Origin of the sequence: Pseudomonas putida, assembly GCF_001941965.1 — a bacterium.
GTDB classification, from domain to species: Bacteria; Pseudomonadota; Gammaproteobacteria; order Pseudomonadales; family Pseudomonadaceae; genus Aquipseudomonas; species Aquipseudomonas putida_L.
Genome location: NZ_MKZO01000025.1, coordinates 423471 through 442403, shown reverse-complemented (window position 1 = coordinate 442403; position 18933 = coordinate 423471). Strand labels below are relative to the sequence as shown.

The window sequence follows — 18933 nt, the reverse complement described above, 5'->3', positions numbered from 1 at the left end:
ACGCCTGGGACGTAGTGGCAAAGCCGCCTGGTACGGAAACGCCGGCACCGGCGAGGTTACTGATCATCTCGCCCAGGGATGCGTTCTTGCCCCCTACGTGCTCCACATCATGGACGCCGAGCTTATCGAGGGAAACTACGTACTCTACCAAGGTGATCTCTCCACTAACTGTATTGGAAAAGCTCAGGACGCCGGCGAATCCCCTGTGGGACTGGCCGGGCGCTTGTGGCCTGGACCTGGAAAATAAGTGAGAATGCCGACGATGTCGTTCCGATGGCGTTCGGCAAACCGAACCTATCATATCCAAGAATCGTCACCAGCTTAAGGCCCATGGCGCAAATGAAACGATCTGCCTTCTTCATTTCCGACGGCACCGGCATCACCGCGGAGACCCTCGGACAAAGTCTCCTGGCTCAATTCGAGAACATTCCGTTCAACAAGTTCACCAGGCCGTACATCGACAGCGTCGAAAAGGCCCGGGTCATGGTCCAGCAGATCAACGCGGCGGCCGAGCGTGACGGCGTGCGCCCGATCATCTTCGACACCATCGTCAACCAGGACATCCGCGAGATCCTCGCCACCTCGAACGGCTTCATGATCGACATCTTCTCCACCTTCCTCGCCCCGCTGGAGCAGGAGCTGACCGCCCACTCGTCGTATTCCGTAGGGAAATCGCACTCGATCGGCGGCAACTCCAACTACATGGAGCGGATCGAGGCGGTGAACTTTGCGCTGGATAACGATGACGGGGCGCGGACGCACTACTACGACAAGGCGGACCTGATTCTGGTGGGGGTGTCGCGGTGTGGGAAGACGCCGACTTGTCTGTACATGGCTATGCAGTTTGGGATTCGGGCGGCGAATTACCCTCTGACCGAAGACGATATGGAGCGGCTGCAGCTGCCGGCGGCGTTGAAGAAGCATCAGAACAAGTTGTTTGGGTTGACGATTGATCCGGATCGGTTGACTGCTATTCGGCATGAGCGGAAGCCCAACAGTCGCTACGCGAGCTTTGCGCAGTGCGAGTTCGAGGTGCGGGAGGTGGAGAATCTGTTCCGGCGGGAGAATATTCCGCATATCAACTCCACGCATTTTTCGGTGGAGGAGATTTCGGCGAAGATTTTGGTGGAGAGGGGGGTGGAGCGGCGGTTTAAGTGATTGGCCGTGCGAGCGCAGCCTCTTGCCCTGCCCGCCTGGGCTGCGCTTTTCCAATCCAGATGCCGCTGCCGTCTTCTGTGTGAAATGCCATCGTGACCAGCAACAGATTTCTACTGTTGCTCATGGCCTCATCGCCGGCAACGCCGGCTCCCACAGAGTTCTGAGTAGGCCTCAGAATTTTGCCCGATCTGACCAAGTGCGGCCTGTGTTGCGATGAGCATGGATATCCACGCATCTTGAGCTCAAGCGAAGTTCCCGGACCGACGCCCCCTCCCCCGTAGGAGCGAGGCTTGCCCGCGAAGGACCGCGCTAGCGGTCCCAAAGCCATCCAGCACGAGCCACAGGCAGACGGCGAATCTAATTCTTCCGAGTGCTCCCACGCTGGCAGGTTCTATGACGGCCTACACGATCCACTGCAGACAACCCATTCCCCGACCTAAACGTGCCAACCGGACTTCTGCGCACCGCGAGATATGCAGCCACCTACGCAGCGTTCAACCCACTAAAGCCATCGCCCCCTCGCAGCCCTAAGTCAGCCGAAGAATCTGCATCCGACACAAGACCCTGTGGGAGCTGGCTTGCCAGCGATTGCAAAGGTTAATTCACCACCCCACTCACGGGCAAAACACCAATCCAGAAACCTCCTCAGCCCCCAGCAGAAGAGCCGAAGCTATCGCAACCCAGCAGCCCTACACCAGCCACAGAAACTGCATCCAACACAGCCCCTGTGGGAGCCTGGCTTGCCAGCGATTGCAATAGTGCCTTCACCACCACCCTCACAGACAGACCATCGCCTCAGCAACCAACGCAACCCAATGTGGGAGCGGGTTCACCCGCGAGTACGCCAGTACCTCCACCATCACCACCACGCCGAACCGCTGATCCGCGACAACGCAGTCCTCAATCCAAACCGCCAAAGAACTGAATGGCACATCACGGAGCTCAGCTATAAGCCAGACAGCGATCCAAGAGACAGTCCTGGAGCGCCCTCCTCCACCTCAAATCCCACCCAACTCTGCCAATTCAATAGCACCAAGCCATCGGCCACATTGAAACGTTTACCAATTTTCGCCACGATAGGAAATTTCCTACACAACTCAGCGAAAAAGGTCTGCGCTCGTGGCAATCAAAGCGGTATCCAAGGAAGAAAATGTACAGGCCAATAGCGATCAGCCTAAATCTCAATCCAATCCTGCCTGGACGACAGACGAGCTAATTCTTGCGCTTGATCTCTACCTGAAACATCGCAATTCGCTCCCCAACAAAGATCGCCCCGAAGTCCAGGCTCTCTCCCAACTGTTAGGGAAAATTGGTAAGACGCTTGGCCTTAACAAAGGAGGCAGCTTCCGCAACGAAAACGGCGTCTATATGAAGCTCGGTAACTTCCGACGATGGGACCCGGAATACGTCAAGGATGGGAAAAAAGGCCTCGCTAAAGGTAATAAAGGCGAGAAATTGGTATGGGATGAGTTCGCCGATTCACCTTCCAAACTCGCCGCCGCGGTAGCCGCAATTCGTGGCGCCGTTGAAAGCCCATCCCACGAAATCGACGCACTGGCTGGTTACGACGAACCGGAAATTGTCGAAGCGGAGGAAGGCAAGGTTCTGACCCGCCTCCACCGTTATAGAGAGCGCAGCCGCGCCTTGGTCGAAGCCAAAAAGAAAGACGTGCTGCAGAAGCAAGGGTGCCTACGGTGCGAAGCTTGCGGTTTCAACTTCGCCGAGGCGTACGGTCCAGATGGCGAAGGCATCATCGACGTTCATCACACTAAGCCCATTCACACGTTGAAACCCGATGCAAAGACAAAACTCGCTGAGCTTGCTGTCCTTTGTTCGAACTGCCATAGGGTCGTCCATTCCAAGCGCCCATGGCTGAGCGTGGAGCAGGTTCGGGAGTTAAGAAATAAGGCGCGAGATCAGTGCAACTAAATGCACGATTGATTTCAGCTCCGAAGTTTTTAATCAGAGCGCCGCTATATTCCAGCAGCTCAAAAATGGAGCCCCTTAATTCATGCCGTACACTTCAAAAGTAAAAACCCGCACATCTGCGGGTATCAAAACCCTTATTCACTCATCATCATATAACAACCCCAGAGTTGGAGTTCCTACAATGCTCGCTGAAACTAGAGACTCATTTTTGAATGACCCCACCATGAAGAGCTTTACAGGAATTTCCTGGCGGAACGCAGCCTGGATCTCATCAAGGACCTTTCCTGCTTCATCGCCCTTGTACAAATCAACTTTTATTTGACCATAAGTTGAGTGCTCTAGAATCAGCTTCCACTTATGATCGGTTGTATGCAATTTAATTACATGAAATGAATCGTCGATTCGGCGCTTGTCCGACATAGATCGAGTACGGCGATTGTAGAACTCGATATCCGTCCTCGTCAGAGTTGATTTGCCAAGCCTCAACAGCTCCGCATCATGTGCACCTTTAATTACAGACAGTGCCGACTGCGTAACTTCTTTGTTAATTTGCGCCAACTTTACATTACTCTCAACAACATCTTTGGCAAAATCTAAACGCTGTTTTTCAGCTGCAGTTTCGCCTGCAGTACGAATCTTGGAAACACCCAAGTAGGTTAGGCTCGCAATTACTGCAAGCCCCAGTATCGTGACAACTATTTCTGTTCCACTCATATGATTCATCGCCTGCTGCGCAATAACACTAAGCTGCTTCGCAAGATCACCCGATATATCAGAACTACCCTCTTTTACTTCGAAGGTCACGTCAAGCGCTTTCCGATTATCCTCGGTTAGGGATTTCGAAGTATCACTATTGGACACCAGAGCAAACGCTTTGTTCAGCGCACCCTGATACTCAACCAACCCCCTCATTACTCCAGCCGGGATGGTACTATGATATCTATCACCCTTAACATTTATATCAAGAGTCGGCCACCCCGAAAAAGAAATTAAAACTTTCTTACCCTTGAACTCATCAGCCCGTGCACGCTGCAGATAATCAATTGCCTGGGCTTCGGATGTAATTAATATTTTAAGCGGTGCCGGCTCGTCCATAAATATCACTACCGTGTCAATAACGGAGCAACCTTACCCTACTAGATGGCAAATCGCCATAAAAACCGGCTTGAGAGCCTGGGTTTCAGCATTCCTAGGTGACGTCGTTCCTCTTCAAACCATACCGATACGCAGAATGCTCACGAACCGTTGATCGTGCGATCGCGAATATCGTGCTCTGGAGGACTTTGCTCCGTAACCGCTCCATGACATCACTTCACAATCCCTTTCTGAACCCGGATGTTGTGCTCCCGACTTCCTTTTGTCGCCCGCAGCCATGATGTGATCCGACGTAAAAGTCGGAACATCTACCTCTACCTCAAGCCCGTCGACTTTGGAAACCCCATCGACGGATTGGCTGCTCTGCTCGAACTCGATATCAAGGTAGCGGCGTCGACCCAGTGCCTCTCATTCTCTTTGTGAGAGGGGTCTGTTTGGTTGGCCACGGATGGTGCCCCCCCTAAAAGTGGATGGGCACCATACCCCTCGATGGCAGGATCGAATGTATCTGTGGCCGACCGAATGCCTTACACCGGCACTGTTACCGGCGAAGCAGCGACCGCAAGCGCCAACAGCGCTTTGGTAATCCTCATGTTCAGCCGTGCGCTGTCGAGCATTTCCTTATGGCGGGCACCGGGCGGGTCGGGAAGGTAAGCAGAGTCAAGAATTGCTCTGTTGAGGTGTTCCGCAGCGCGCTTGATCGCTTCCTCATGGGAGAGACCAGGGCCGACGCAGAGAACAGGTGGTGGATCGGGGACGAGCTTTTTCATGGCGATTCTTCCTTTGTAATCGAATTTATCGCCACACATCGCTGCTATACGAAGGGTGGCGACTGTACGTGGGTAGCAGACCGAGACAAAGGAAAAACCCGGCGCGCGCAAAGGCGCCCACACGCACAGCCGCCATAGGAGGTTGCCAGTGGTTACCTTTGTTCGGACTGCTAATCCGGTCGTCGATTTTGCAACGACCAGCGAAGGCTAGCAGCGTTTCCAAGGAAGACAACCACCAAGCGGGGTCGGGAAGTATGCTTGGGAAATTGCCTACAAGAAAGTCAGACCCTAAGGAAGTTTTGAGGCGAAATGCAAAATTTTATGTTGATAAATACCTGCATTTACGGGTTGCGAGCACCTGCGTTGAGATTTACCTGACATCGCCGTTCCGCTTGCCAAAATCAACAACGATGATTTTCTGTTTGTGATTGCGGTAGAGGCTGCTGAAGGGCTAGGTTCTGTCTGAAAACAGGTGTCGCAGACACCGCATGACACAAGCCAGCGAGACCATCGCGCCATAACTTTTGCGAGCTTGTCGAAGCGAGTCACGATTCGGCGGTTCTCTTTCAGCCAGCCGAACATACGCGCGATCACATTACGTTGGCGGTATTTGGGGCGATCAAACAGGGGGGACAACCCTTTGCGCTTCATCGCGCGCAAAGGAATAACTGGTTGTATGCGATACCGGTTACTGTAGCGTCGTAGTGCATCAGCATCGTAACCCTTGTCGGCTAGAAACCAGCGGCAGCACTTGCTCGTCGGATACAGACATCGTCCAGCAATGGCTCTGCGTAGCTGATATCGCTGGCTTGACCACCAGAAAGCAGGAAGCGCAAAGGCACGCCGTTGGCGACGCAGAGCAAATGAATCTTGGTGGTGAGACCGCCTCGACTGCGGCCTAAAGCGTGATCTGCGGGTTCATCAAGCCCCCTTTTTTAACTGCACCTGATGAGGCGCGGGTGGCACGAACAGCTGTTGAATCGATCATCCAGGCCTACAGGTCGATGAGCCTTTGATCATTGAGCTTCAGATGCCAACGCTTGAGCATCTGCTCGAAGGTTCCCCGGTTTCGCCAAAGCCGGAAGCGGTGATAAACCGTTCGCCAAAGCCCAGAGCACTCGGGCATGTCGCGCCAGGGAGCACCGGAGCGTAGCAGCCACAGCACGCTATCGAGCATCAGGCGACCACTTGATCGCGGCCTGCCTCAGGTGTGGGTTGACGTGAACAGATCTGCGACCAGAATCCATGCTTCATCCGAAAGTTCGTAGCGCTTAGCCATCACAGGATTTCTTTCCATAGATGGCTGAAAACCATACAAAAATCTCAGCGTCCGCGGCACTGAAGTTCGGTTTCTCTCAATTTCATACAGAACCTAGAGGGCGCCAATTCTCAATTAGACCTACCCTCTTTTTTTAAAACCCTAAACTTCAGGCCTAAATCGCCAGACTTGACTTGAAGCTGAACATGAAAATTTTACGACAAAGAACCAATCTAAACGTCGCAATCACCGCCCAGACCACAATTAAGATAAAAACAAGAGCCAGGAGACTACATAACCCTCTCCTCAACCAACAACATTTTTTTCATTCTTCCTGGGATATTTAAGGCAAACCAAGTGACATCGCTAACATCAGCGCTTTTTCTATCCCTTGCAGTGACACCCAAATTAAACCTTCTTAGTTGCAGCGTGACTCGCTCACCTGAGCAATAATCTCTATCGTTGAACGATCCTTCACTTTGACTAAAATACTGGTTAATAGGCGCATCACCATGTGAAGCGGGTAAGCCACGTCCAGGATAGCGCGTACGATAACCCACATTGAGTTTGTTCATTAGATAAACATCTGCCATCAATCCTTCATTTCTGCTAAGCAGTATAGATAGACACAAGATCATAGCACTGTGCTCCTCAGCATCTCTCGGATCTCGTACAATAATCTTAAGCAAAAACTCATCAAGCACAACACGCAAAGGAACCCCATCAAACACATCGTGTGGTGAGCGTCCATTGAGAGTCGAAAACTTTGATAGCTCACTAGCATTTTTTACAGGACCAAAGCGAAGCCTCCAGCTTTCAACAACCTCCAACAACAATTCTCTGTTTGATTGCCGTGCCGCCTCATCCCTCTGGAGAACATTGGGTACCAACCATCCATTCGCAGGAACTCTTCGACTGCCTAGACCTACGATGTTCGGTCTAGTCGGCCTCAGCAAATCCGTCAATACAAAATCTCGACGCCATTCAGTTAATGGCTTTCCACGGTGCTTTACCAAAGCTGACCGAACAAACTCTTCGTGCTCAACATATTCAGTAAAAGCCAATTGAACACTTGGCTGCACAAATACTCGACACAAGCCAAGATATCTTTTTTTATAACCAAAAAAACGGGCGCGCTGCTGCAATGTGTCCGCGGCAGGAAGCCCGCCCAAAGGACGTGGCATGTATGTTACACAAAGCCCCTCAACTGTGTAGCCGCGGTCGAGTTTGGCCCCACCGACTAAGATCCAATACTTAGTCTCCTTCCAACTAATATTCTTCTCTGCATCCGGAGTGCCATTCACCTCAACAACCAAAAGCTCGTCAAATACGTCATCGATTAATGCCGCAATAAGGTCGGGCAATGACTTAAGATCAGGCTCAGAAGAGAGCAAGGATTCGTACTCGTCCGCAAAGAACTTTATAACAGCAGCGGGATTCTTCGGATATTGGCCCTCAACAAAACTTGTAATGCCTGCTTTCGCTTTGTCAACCCAAGCTTTATATTCTTTATGCGAAGAAGTTTTGAGCGCAGGATGCACCATCATTGAGCGGTTGCGGTCCTTTCCTGACATACCTTTTTCGCGAGTCAAGGAATGGTGCGCAGCTGCCAACAAGAAAAACCGAAGAGATTTTAGTAAACTTTTTGGCGGACCATTCAGAATATTATCTTTCCCCGGAACTTCCTCGGGTGGAATCTGAAATATTAAATTTCGATTATCCAAGAAAAATGACTTCCCACCAACATAAGCATCTCCGGGGGTAATAACCTCGGCAAACGAAGCATTCAAAAGATCAGCCTGAGCAATTAGCAAGTTAGCCTGAGGAGTTGCCGTATATTGCAAATAAGAATGATGTGGAAGCACAGCCCGTAAATTTAGAATTTTTTCATAAGTTGCACTTCTTTCGTCATCAAAAACGTGTAACTTACGATTTTTTGCTGCTTTTGTATTCAAACTCGCCTGATCACTCTCATCATCAATGATCAGAGCCGGTACGTCAGAAAGCTTCACTTTGCTTAATACATCTGCCAGTCGCTCTAAATGTCCGCCATGCTTTAATACTGTAATTAGCAATGACTTCTTTCCCGACTTCTTTACCCAAGCACCAATCCGAGTTTCAATTTTATTCAACGATGCTTTGGTAGGATTGGAAATATGAGACCAATCATCCCCCCCATCCTCGATACCTAAGTCTTTTCGAAGTCTATGTTCCGACTGATTTCTAAGGTTATTTTTCGTACCTGCTAAGACTATAACCAGGCCATACCCGTTATCGCGAGCAAGCGCGATAACAGTTTCAAAAGACATTGTCTTGCCACTTTGAACATATCCAACAACCAATCCTGTTTCCCGCCCTTCAGATTCCGACGGAGGGAGACAGCGACCAAGTATTCTTTGCGCCTCATGCAAAACCGAATCAACTCCTTGAGTTAAATCCTCATAACTTGGACCATTCGGATCCTGTGATTTGGCTCTAAGAAAATCCCTAGTAAACCCTTTCAACTCGGGAAGCCATCTTAGCGACGGAGTGATAGTTGAGAGAATTTCAACCGAAGTATTCATAGAACTCCTGTTCGCGCCATAGCGCCACGCATCAATTTATTAAAGTTAAAAAGAAACGTTTCGGGCGCCTCACCCGTTATATCCTGAGTTAGAACTAATGACACACAAACTGCAGTAGCTATCCTGAGATAAAGCTCAACATTCTCATTCCGCCCCCCTAAAAACTGGACCGAAAACGGATGAGCTAATGACAATTCTATGGTCAGCCCTCTGATACGGTCACTCTTATCGTCACCACTCTCATTCTTGGCAACCGACAGCCAATCTTCAGAGGAAGGATCTACTGTAAGTTTAAGTTGAATTATCCATTGGTTTTTGCCGTCATGGACCTCAACTTTTCTCTCAGAAGCACTTAACGGGTTAGCCGGGAGATTAGAAGGCAAGGGGTCGGGTTCGACTGGATTTAAACGCGCCTCAGTGATGTAAGGAGCCACATGATCTTCAATGTAGCTTACTACAGAACTAGTAGCAGCAGCGGCCTGCACCTCAATAGTTCTTCTATTAGGCGTACTACGATAAGATTCGGCTTGCAGCAAAAGATTCAAAGGTAGTGTTTCTAATTCTTGCTTGAGAAATTCAAGAAAAATGTCTTCATGCTCCTCCCAACGAAAACCATCCTTAGTGTGACTAACATCAAATCCCTCGAGGTGCAACTCCCCAAATAGCCGCTGATATGGATAACTGTTTGTTTGCTTAAATATCTGACTAGGACGATAAGACTCATCGTGGCTGCCCTCTATAAGCCTGTTCCTTCGAAATAGCGCGAAACCTGCTAACGGCGTAGAACCTACTTCTCTCAGTGCCGCAAATCCGGTTACACGCTGGCCCTCTCCAAAATCAAAAGAAATTTTCTTTTGCCAGGAAACTGCCTGTACACTTTCACCCTGAGAAGGCAATCCAGCGGAATTGTACGGTACAGCACTCAGAACTGCCGGAGAATTATACTCTAGTTTCTCCCCGTTAAAAATTAGCTCCAAACTGCCTTGCCGGATATACACCCGATATATACTCGCAAGATGAGCTTTAATTTTCCCGACAGTACGCCCCTGGGGAACATGATGTAAGCCCCACAAAGTCACCACGGTATAATGAACCCGTGCATCCTCCTGTCGCTCTAACGGACGGAGACTCTCCAACTTTCTATCAACAATATTTTGAACATCAAAATTTATCGTTCTTTCTACTACTTCATTTACAGCCTTCGTTCTGACAGACCAATTTTTCGCGAACCAGCACGCCGCACTTTTCATACCCATACCAAACTCGGAAAGTCCCGTACGGTCAGAAGGGGCTTGAGCAGTTCGGAAAGCTCTGGGAAAGTCGTCCCCAGCGATCCCAGCCGCATTGTCTTTTATCACGATGCGTCCAGGAGGAGCCACATCGATATCGATGTTTATCTTTAACTGAAAATCACACCCATGAATCGCCTCAAGGCTTTCCCTATTAGCCTCAAAGCTTTGTATTGCATTATCGATAAACTCCGCCATGGCAAACCATGCCTTATAGTTCAAGTGCTGGAGCACTGACAGCATTGTAACTTCTGGACGGATTCCTACCTCAACACTTCCCTGCGCATCCAAATTTACATGCCCCATTTTATTCAGCTCACTTCCTCAGCGCCCACTTCATGACAGAGAAAATCCCCGACTAAAGGCTTAGTTTCAATTAAAGCCCTTGCCACAGACTCGACGACAAATGAGTTGACTGCATTACCGAGAGCTTTAAAAGCTTGCGTCTGGCTTTCAGGGAGCTTCTTGAGCGCATCAAGACTTTGCAACCTAGCACATTCCCTTGGCGTCATATATCTCTGCTGCCAGCCGATTATAGGGACTTGAGTATCTGTCATTGCGATCAGGCTCGGAGCTGTAGTTCGCCGCTTAACACGGACACCAGACGCCCTGAATTGCAACACATAATCCCATATATTACGAGCCCCACCTTTAACGTTCCACTCAAACTTCTGCAAGCTTGAGGGAAACTTTAAAATACTGGGCAACCACGGATCAATCCACTCTTTATTCTCGAAATAAAACTGCCTATTAAGCCTAATAAAATCTTTCTTCCACTTCGGGAAGGTCAAATTTTCTGTCCTAGCATGACTTGGCAGAGCAGCCCATCTTTCATCTAGAGTTCGGAAGTTTCCAAGTTTACACCCATGGCTGCCCTTAAATCCTTTAAGGCCATCGAGACCATTCAGCTGCTTTAAAGCATAGGGAGTTGTTTCTTCAAATGGATATGAGGCCCCCCATTCCATTGACCACAATGGGAACCATGGCGGCTCCACCTCAACTGGACACCGCTTGAGGAAGTCATCCCAGACCTCAAGACAGTCGACTACCTGTGGTGAAAGTTTTTTTGCATCTGCAGGGTATTCGTCAAGAACAGTATCGATAGAAGTCGGCGAAGCGCTCTTTTCCGGCCATGAAAATTTCTCAAGCGAGTCTAGCGAGCCGACTATATATACTCGCTCACGGATTTGCGGTATTCCGAAATTATGCGGAGAAAGCTTATCAGCAGATATATGATAACCCAACCCGCTATCACCAAGGCCTAAAATCTCTTTAATTTTCTCCCACGTTCGGCCTTCGTCATGCTTTAAAAGGTTGGGGACGTTTTCAAGAATAAAAAATTGCGGCCGTTTTTCAGCAAGTATAGCTGCCACATTAAAAAACAGATCCCCCTGCTCCGTGCACTCAAAGCCTAACTGCTCCCCCGCCTTTGAAAAAGGCTGGCATGGAAAGCCTGCAGTTAAAACTTCGTGATCAGGAACAGTCTTTGGAGAGACCTTTGTAATATCCCCAGAAGGATACAAATTGAAATTTATCTTATATATATCGCGCAGGTGCTCTTTCCACTCAGCAGCGAACACGCACCTGCCGCCTAACCTGCCTAAGGCTAGATGAAACCCACCGAGGCCGGCAAAAAGATCTACGAAACGGAATGACTGCACTTGGTTCAAAGGCTCTGGCTCTCTGGTTTCCTTCAACAAAGGATTGCCATCGTCATTCGAACCGGTTAGACCGCATGCGTCTACCCGGATTGATCGTGGCATCCCAGCCGGACGTATGGTAACGCTTTAACGCTCAAAAATCCTTTGTGTCACCACTTGGCCATTCACTCCAGCGACACACCTGGCAGGACGTCGCTGAAGTTAGGCTCATACCGAGACCCGACGAGGGCTTTTCAGGCTACTCGCAAGGGGCTACAAGAACACGATCATCATCGCCAATGCAGGTTGCCCCAGCGGGTCAGTCAAGACGGCAAAACCGCCGACTGCCCACTAAGCGCCAAATCCACCAGCTCCCGGTTAGCAACCGCATACATAGCGTAGTCAGTCCCAGTAGCAGCCCGAAGGTCATCCAACATAGCCCGCCACCGCTCCACCATCACCCGATGCTGCTCCATCCACAGCGCCACCCTTGCATCCATATCCTCCGGCGCATCCGCCATCTGCAATACAGAAATCGTGATGGCCCGCTGCTGCAGATCAATATCATCCCGGAACGCTTCCCGGGCCAGCGCCTGCCAGTTGTTCTCCACCGGCAAATTGCTGATCTCCTGCAGATACCAGGTCAGATCCAGCGCACTGCCCACCGCGAAGAACGCCTTGGCCACCTGAGCCGGGTTCTGCCCGGTCACGTCAGACGCTTCGATAATCGGCAGCAAGGTGTACAGGTGCGTAGTCCCCGCGACCATCCGCGCCAGCAACTCCGGCACGCCAGCCTCTACAAAGCTCTGGTACCGGGTCTGCCACCGCTCACGGGTCGGGCCTTCCAGCAGTTCATCGAGCTTCAGGCCCAGGGCAGCAATCTGCGGCCCAAAGTGCGCGACATCGCGCCCGGCATCCTGCTCGTTGCGACGGCTGCGCAGGAACCAGCGGGTCGCCCGACGGCCCAGGCGCATCAGCTCGTCCATCAGGGTGAGCTGCACTTCCGCCGGCACCTGGTAGTCCAGCGCTTCGATCTGCCGGAACCAGTGCGGGAGGTGGAAGATGTCGCGCACGATGACGTAGGCGCCCGCCACGTTCGCCGGGCTCATGCCCGTGGACTCCTTGAGCCGCTGGACGAAGGTGATGCCCATGTTGTTGACCAGGTCGTTGGCGATCTGGGTGCTGACGATTTCGCGCTTCAGGCGGTGACGACGCATGGCGTCGGCGAACTTGTGCACCAGCGACGGCGGGAACGCTGTCTCCATGTCGCGGGTGAGGTAGTCGTCATCCGGGACCTGGGATTTGAGCAGCGCTTCCTTGAGGTCGATCTTGCTGTAGGAGATGAGGACCGAGAGCTCCGCGCGGCTGAGGCCCTGGTTGGCGGCGATGCGCTCGGCGAGTTGCTCTTCCGACGGGAGGAATTCGATCGCGCGATCAAGCTTGCCGCGGCTTTCGAGGTCGGCCATGAGGCGCTTGTATTCGGCAATGCGCTCCTTGGCACGACGCGCCGCGAGGGACAGGGCCTGGGTTTGCTTGTAGTTGTTGCCGAGGACGAGGCTGGAGACCTCTTCGGTCATGCTGCCGAGCAGCTGGTTGCGCTGCTTCTCGGTCATGTCGCCGGCCTGCACGACTTCGTTGAGCAGGATCTTGATGTTGACCTCGTGGTCGGAGCAGTCCACACCACCGGCGTTGTCGATGAAGTCGGTGTTGGTGGCGCCGCCATTGAGGCCGAATTCGACACGGCCGAGCTGGGTCATGCCGAGGTTGCCGCCCTCGCCCACTACCTTGCAGCGCAGTTCGTCACCGTTGACGCGCAGGGCGTCGTTGGCCTTGTCGCCGACGTCGGCGTGGCTTTCCTCGCTGGATTTGACGTAGGTGCCGATACCGCCGTTCCAGAGCAGGTCGACCGGGGCCTTGAGCAGCGCATTGAGCAGCTCGGTCGGGGTGAGTTTGTCGGCTTCGATGGCGAAGCGTTCTTTCATCTGAGGAGTGATGGCGATGCTTTTTGCGCTGCGCGGGAAGATGCCGCCGCCCTCGGACATGATGCTGCTGTCGTAGTCGCTCCAGGCCGAACGCGGGAGGTCGAACAGGCGCTTGCGCTCGGCGAAGCTGGTGGCCGGGTCCGGGTTGGGGTCGATGAAGATGTGCAGGTGGTTGAAGGCCGCGACCAGTTGCAGGGTCTCGGACATGAGCAGACCGTTGCCGAAGACATCGCCGGCCATGTCGCCGATGCCGACCACGGTGATGACGTCCTTCTGCACGTTGATGCCACGCTCGCGGAAGTGCCGCTGCACGCCGACCCAGGCGCCACGGGCAGTGATGCCCATTTTCTTGTGGTCGTAGCCGGCCGAGCCGCCCGAGGCGAAGGCGTCGCCGAGCCAGAAGCCGTAGTCGATGGCGATGCCGTTGGCGATGTCGGAGAAGGTGGCGGTGCCTTTGTCCGCGGCAACGACCAGGTACGGGTCGTCGTCGTCATGCCGGACGACGTTGGCCGGTGGCACGACGCCGCCGTCCTTGAGGTTGTCGGTGATGTCCAGCAGGCCGGAGATGAAGATGCGGTAGCAGGCGATGCCCTCGGCGGCGATGTCGTCGCGGCTGCCGCCCAGTGGCAGGCGTCGCGGCAGGAAGCCGCCCTTGGCGCCGACCGGGACGATGACCGAGTTCTTCACCTGCTGGGCTTTGACCAGGCCGAGGACTTCGGTGCGGAAGTCTTCCTCGCGGTCCGACCAGCGCAGGCCACCACGGGCAACGTTGCCGAAGCGCAGGTGCACGCCTTCGACACGCGGCGAGTAGACGAAGATTTCGAACTTCGGTACCGGCTTGGGCAGTTCCGGGATCAGCTTGGGGTTGAACTTGAAGCTGAAGTAGGACTTGTTCTGGCCGTTGGCGTCCGGCTGGTAGAAGTTGGTGCGCAGGGTGGCCTTGATCAGGTCCAGGTAGCGCCGCAGGATGCGGTCTTCGTTGAGCACCTGGACGTCGTCGAGGGCACTGAGGATGGCCTGTTCCAGACGCTGTTGCTTGTCTTCGAGGTCTTCGCTGGTGAGCTTGCGCGCCAGATAGAAGCGGGTCTTGAACAGCCGGGTCAGCTCGCGGGCGATGTCGGTGTGGTTGTTCAGGGTGCTGGCGATGTAGCCGAGGTCGAAGCCCAGGCGGATCTGCTTGAGGTAGCGGGCGTAGGCACGCAGCAGGGCGACGTCGCGCCATGGCAGGCCGGCGGTCAGCACCAGGCGGTTGAAGGCGTCGTTTTCCGCATCGCCGTTGACGATGTGGACGAAGGCGTCCTGCAGGGTGTCGTTGAGCTGCTGGATGTCGAGGTTGAGGCCTTCGCTGTAGGTGAAGGCGAAGTCATGGATCCAGAACTCGCGGCCATTGGTGTGGCGCAGGCGGTACGGGAACTCGCCGAGCACGCGCAGGCCGAGGTTTTCCAGGATCGGCAGGACGTCGGACAGGGCCAGCGGGGTGTCGGCGTGGTACAGCTTGCAGTGCAGGATGTGCTTACCGGACTGGGTCAGCGGCTGGTAGAAGCTCATCACCAGCGGCTTTTTCTCCGACAGGTTGAGCAGGTGCTGCATGTCGACCACCGCCGAGTGCGCGGCGAAACGCTCGCGGTAACCGGCCGGGAAGCCTTTCGGGAAGTCGGCGAGGACGTTGGTGCCCTGGGCTTCGCCGAAGGCTTCGACGGTGAGTGCGGCGTAGTCGTCCTGCCACGAGCGGCAGGCCTGGATCACTTCGTTTTCCAGCTGTTTCGGGTCGATATCGATGCGGTTCTTCGGATCGACGCGCAGGATCAGCTGCACGCGGGCCAGGACCGATTCGGAGAAGAAGGTCCAGAATTCGCAGTCGCTGGCCTTGAGGCGCTCCATCAGCACCTGCTGGATCTTCTGCCGGACTTCGGTGGAGTAGATGTCACGCGGGACATAGGCCAGGCAGTAGCAGAAGCGGCCGTACGGGTCCTTGCGCAGGAACACGCGGATCTTGTTGCGTTCCTGGATCTGGACGATGGACATCACGGTGTTGAACAGCTCGTCCACCGGGGTCTGGAACAGGTCGTCGCGGGGCAGCACTTCGAGGACCTGGGCCAGCTCCTTGCCCAGGTGCGCCTTGGCGTCGAAACCGGAACGGCGCTCGACTTCGGCAACCTTGTCGCGAATGTACGGGATCTGGTGGACACTTTCGCCATATACCGAGGAGGTGTAGAGGCCCATGAAGCGGCATTCCTTGATCACCTTGCCGTCGGCGTCGAGCTGGCGGATCGACACGTAGTCCGGGTAGGCCGGGCGGTGCACACGGCTCGGATGGGCGGCCTTGGCGAAGGACAGCAGCAGCGGCTCGTGCAGGTAGGCTACGGCGTAGTCTTCGATGCGCAGGTCTTCGGCGGTGAGGCCGGCGCGCAGCAGGCGGGTCAGGCCGAGGAAGGACTGCTCGTCATACACCAGCTGGCCGCCCTGGGCGTCGGCCTTGACCACGAATTCTTCATAACCGAGGAAGGTGAAGTGGTTGCCCACCAGCCATTCGAGGAAGCTCTTGACCTCGGACTTCTCGCCAGCGACCGCCGGGTACGGGGTCTGCTCGACCAGTTCCAGCAGCTCCTGGACCTTGGCCTTCATCGGCTCGAAGTCGGCCACGGCGACGCGCACTTCGGCCAGGACTTGGGTCAGTTCGTGGGTCAGTACGGAGAGTTCTGCGTTGTTGGCGCAGCGGTCGATCTCCAGGTACATCAGGGATTCTTGCAGCACGTCCTCGCCGTGGGTGCCCTTGGGCAGGATTTCCAGCAGTTCGCCGTCCTTGCCACGACGGGTGCTGAGCACGGTGGTCTGCAGGGTGTGGATGCTGTAGCCGCGGCGGTTCAGTTCGGTGCGGACGGAGTCGACGAGGAATGGCAGGTCATGGTGCAGGACTTCCACGGCGGTGTGGGTCGACTGCCAGCCATGACGCTCGTAATCGGGGTTGTAGACGTTGACCTTGGGCTGGGCGTGGTCAAAGCGCTCGATGATGCGCCAGGCAGAGAGGGTGCAGCCGACCAGGTCGGAGAGACGACGCTGGGTCAGCTCGTCCAGAGAGATGATGCCGAAGAATTGCTCGGCGAACAGCGCCACTTGTGGCAGTGCCTGTTCGCTGATGTGCTGCGCCAGGGCGGCTTTCAGTTGATGCTGGAAGTCGGCTTTGCTGGCTGCGGTGAAAAACGCCATCTGTGGTACTCCGCTTGGGCTTTGTTTTTGATTGAAACGTCGCGCGTGTCCGCTTTATCCCGCATCAACCATAGTCAATGTCGGGCGCGGCGGAGGGGAAATGCGAAAGAGCGAGTACAGGTTTGACCGGTCGGTCACACCAGGATGGGCATCTGCAAAAACCACTGTCTGTTGGAGCCGACTGCGTCTTTACGGGTGTCCATCGACAACGCAGCTTAACGACAGCCCACCCGCCCCTGCTTGCGGCGCTGCGACATATTCGGACATTGAGGTGCAGGCGGAGATTCATCCCATGGGCAAACGCTGGCACACTTGGGTTTCATTTCCTTGACCGAGCTGCACCATGCAACTGACCTCCGAGCTGATTTTCGGCAACGCCTGCGATGACGAAGAAGACAACCTTGCCACCCTCGGCAGCAACAATACCGATGGCCGTTTGTTCATCCTTTGCCGGTATCCGGAAGACGATGAAGTCGACCTGATGATCGAGAAAGAAGGCGACACGCTGCGGGATATCAAGGTGACCTTGAGCGCCAGCCGGCTGCTGATCGAGACGGCGCCGGGGGCGACGGATCTGTTTGGTGGGGATGATGTGCTGGAGATCGATATCGCTAATGCGCTGGGTGATGACCTGGATGAGATCGAGGCGGTGTTGAAGGTGATTCTGGATGGGGTCGGGACGCTGGTCTGCGAGCGCTGAACTGGGGGCATTGCTGGGAATTGGGGTGAGGCTGACGGCCCTATCGCTGGCAAGCCAGCTCCCACAGGGGCCGGGTACACCGCCGGATTTGGGGTGGGGCTGATGGCCTCATCGCCGGCAATGCCGGCTCCCACAGGGTTCTGGGTCAGCCGCAGAACTTGTGCCCGGCGCGGACCCTGTGGGAGCTGGCGTTGCCAGCGATGAGGCCCTCCCAGGCTCCGCATAACGTCTTGAATACCGTATTTGACACCAGAAACCCGCCCTCCCCCCGTAAAAGATTTCCCCCGTACCGTTAGTCGCCACCCCCCTGGATGGATTAAAGTATCAGCCCCTGTCCGGGCGCTTCACGCCGCCCCGGGCTTCACTCCAGGAACCGTCACGATGGAACACCGTGAAGCGCTGATCGCGCTGCGCACCTTTCTTTCCACCCAGATCCTCGGCCAGGAGAAACTGGTAGAGCGTCTGCTCATCGTGCTCCTGGCCGACGGCCATATGCTGGTCGAAGGCGCCCCCGGCCTGGCCAAGACCAAGGCCATCAAGGAACTGGCCGAAGGGATCGAGGCCCAGTTCCATCGCATCCAGTTCACCCCCGACCTGCTCCCGGCCGATATCACCGGCACCGAGATCTATCGCCCGGAAACCGGCAGCTTCGTGTTCCAGCAAGGCCCGATCTTCCATAACCTGGTGCTGGCCGACGAAATCAACCGCGCCCCGGCCAAGGTCCAGTCGGCATTGCTCGAAGCCATGGCCGAGCGCCAGGTCAGCGTCGGCCGCAGCACCTACGAGCTGTCGCCGCTGTTCCTGGTGATGGCGACCCAAAACCCGATCGAGCAGGAAGGCACCTACCCGCTGCCGGAAGCCCAGCTCGACCGCTTCCTGATGCATGTGAAGATCGGCTTCCCGGATGCCACCGTGGAGCGCCGCATCCTTTCCCAGGCCCGTGGCGAGGCGCTGAACGGCGAGACCAAGCCCGAGCGCCGGGTCAGCCAACAGGCGATCTTCGCCGCACGCAAGGAGATCCTCGGCCTGTACATGGCCGATGCGGTGGAGGAATACCTGGTGCAACTGGTCATGGCCACGCGCAACGGCGCCAAGTACGACGCCGAGCTGGGCGACTGGATCGCCTACGGCGCCAGCCCGCGCGGGTCCATTGCCCTGGACCGCTGCGCCCGCGCCCATGCCTGGCTGGCCGGGCGCGATTTCGTCAGCCCCGAGGATATCCAGGCGGTGCTGTTCGACGTGCTGCGCCACCGCATTATCCTGTCGTTCGAGGCCGAAGCGGCCGGGATCGACCAGGACCGGGTGATCCAGCGCATTCTCGACGTCGTCGCCGTCGCCTGA

11 protein-coding genes and 1 pseudogene are annotated in these 18933 nt (G+C 54.8%); 4 read left to right on the top strand and 8 right to left on the bottom strand.

Annotated features, from left to right (window positions below; translation table 11 throughout):
• On the bottom strand, positions 1-151 hold a 151-nt coding region (locus tag PSEMO_RS32950), incomplete at its 3' end, for a PEP/pyruvate-binding domain-containing protein (protein WP_144443582.1).
• Positions 152-339: 188 nt separating this feature from the next.
• Here PSEMO_RS32950 and ppsR point away from each other — a divergent pair.
• Together ppsR and PSEMO_RS16175 are read left to right on the top strand one after the other, a co-directional pair.
• The gene (ppsR, locus tag PSEMO_RS16180) at positions 340-1158 is read left to right on the top strand and encodes a posphoenolpyruvate synthetase regulatory kinase/phosphorylase PpsR (RefSeq protein WP_075804000.1); all 819 of its coding nucleotides are present in this window, start codon (positions 340-342) and stop codon (positions 1156-1158) included.
• Positions 1159-2277: 1119 nt separating this feature from the next.
• Positions 2278-3087, top strand: coding sequence for an HNH endonuclease (locus PSEMO_RS16175; RefSeq protein WP_256721145.1), 810 nt, complete (start codon positions 2278-2280; stop codon positions 3085-3087).
• A gap of 138 nt (positions 3088-3225) precedes the next feature.
• On the opposite strand, the gene PSEMO_RS16170 is transcribed toward PSEMO_RS16175, so the two are convergent.
• The 7 genes and pseudogenes from PSEMO_RS16170 to PSEMO_RS16135 all read right to left on the bottom strand — a co-directional run bounded on the left by PSEMO_RS16170 (position 3226) and on the right by PSEMO_RS16135 (position 16892).
• Entirely contained in the window at positions 3226-4182 is a 957-nt protein-coding gene (locus PSEMO_RS16170; RefSeq protein ID WP_144443581.1) for a hypothetical protein, read from the bottom strand.
• 527 nt (positions 4183-4709) lie between these two features.
• Complete coding sequence (locus tag PSEMO_RS16165) at positions 4710-4952, bottom strand: hypothetical protein (protein ID WP_075803975.1); 243 nt, start codon at positions 4950-4952, stop codon at positions 4710-4712.
• Between the two features lie 451 nt (positions 4953-5403).
• Positions 5404-6231, bottom strand: a pseudogene (locus PSEMO_RS32270) (IS5 family transposase).
• A gap of 269 nt (positions 6232-6500) precedes the next feature.
• Positions 6501-8774, bottom strand: a complete 2274-nt coding sequence (locus PSEMO_RS16150; protein ID WP_075803974.1) for a Z1 domain-containing protein — start codon at positions 8772-8774, stop codon at positions 6501-6503.
• Entirely contained in the window at positions 8771-10306 is a 1536-nt protein-coding gene (locus PSEMO_RS16145; protein WP_081430266.1) for an ATP-binding protein, read from the bottom strand. Before PSEMO_RS16145 ends, PSEMO_RS16150 begins: the two co-directional genes overlap by 4 nt.
• A gap of 68 nt (positions 10307-10374) precedes the next feature.
• Complete coding sequence (dcm, locus tag PSEMO_RS16140) at positions 10375-11724, bottom strand: DNA (cytosine-5-)-methyltransferase (RefSeq protein ID WP_075803998.1); 1350 nt, start codon at positions 11722-11724, stop codon at positions 10375-10377.
• 302 nt (positions 11725-12026) lie between these two features.
• On the bottom strand, positions 12027-16892 hold the full coding sequence (locus tag PSEMO_RS16135; protein WP_075803972.1) for an NAD-glutamate dehydrogenase: 4866 nt from the start codon (positions 16890-16892) through the stop codon (positions 12027-12029).
• A 343-nt stretch (positions 16893-17235) separates the two neighbouring features.
• On the opposite strand from PSEMO_RS16135, the gene PSEMO_RS16130 reads away from it, so the two are divergent.
• Both PSEMO_RS16130 and PSEMO_RS16125 read left to right on the top strand, forming a co-directional pair.
• Positions 17236-17592, top strand: a complete 357-nt coding sequence (locus PSEMO_RS16130) for a hypothetical protein (protein ID WP_075803971.1) — start codon at positions 17236-17238, stop codon at positions 17590-17592.
• A 381-nt stretch (positions 17593-17973) separates the two neighbouring features.
• Entirely contained in the window at positions 17974-18933 is a 960-nt protein-coding gene (locus tag PSEMO_RS16125) for an AAA family ATPase (RefSeq protein WP_075803970.1), read from the top strand.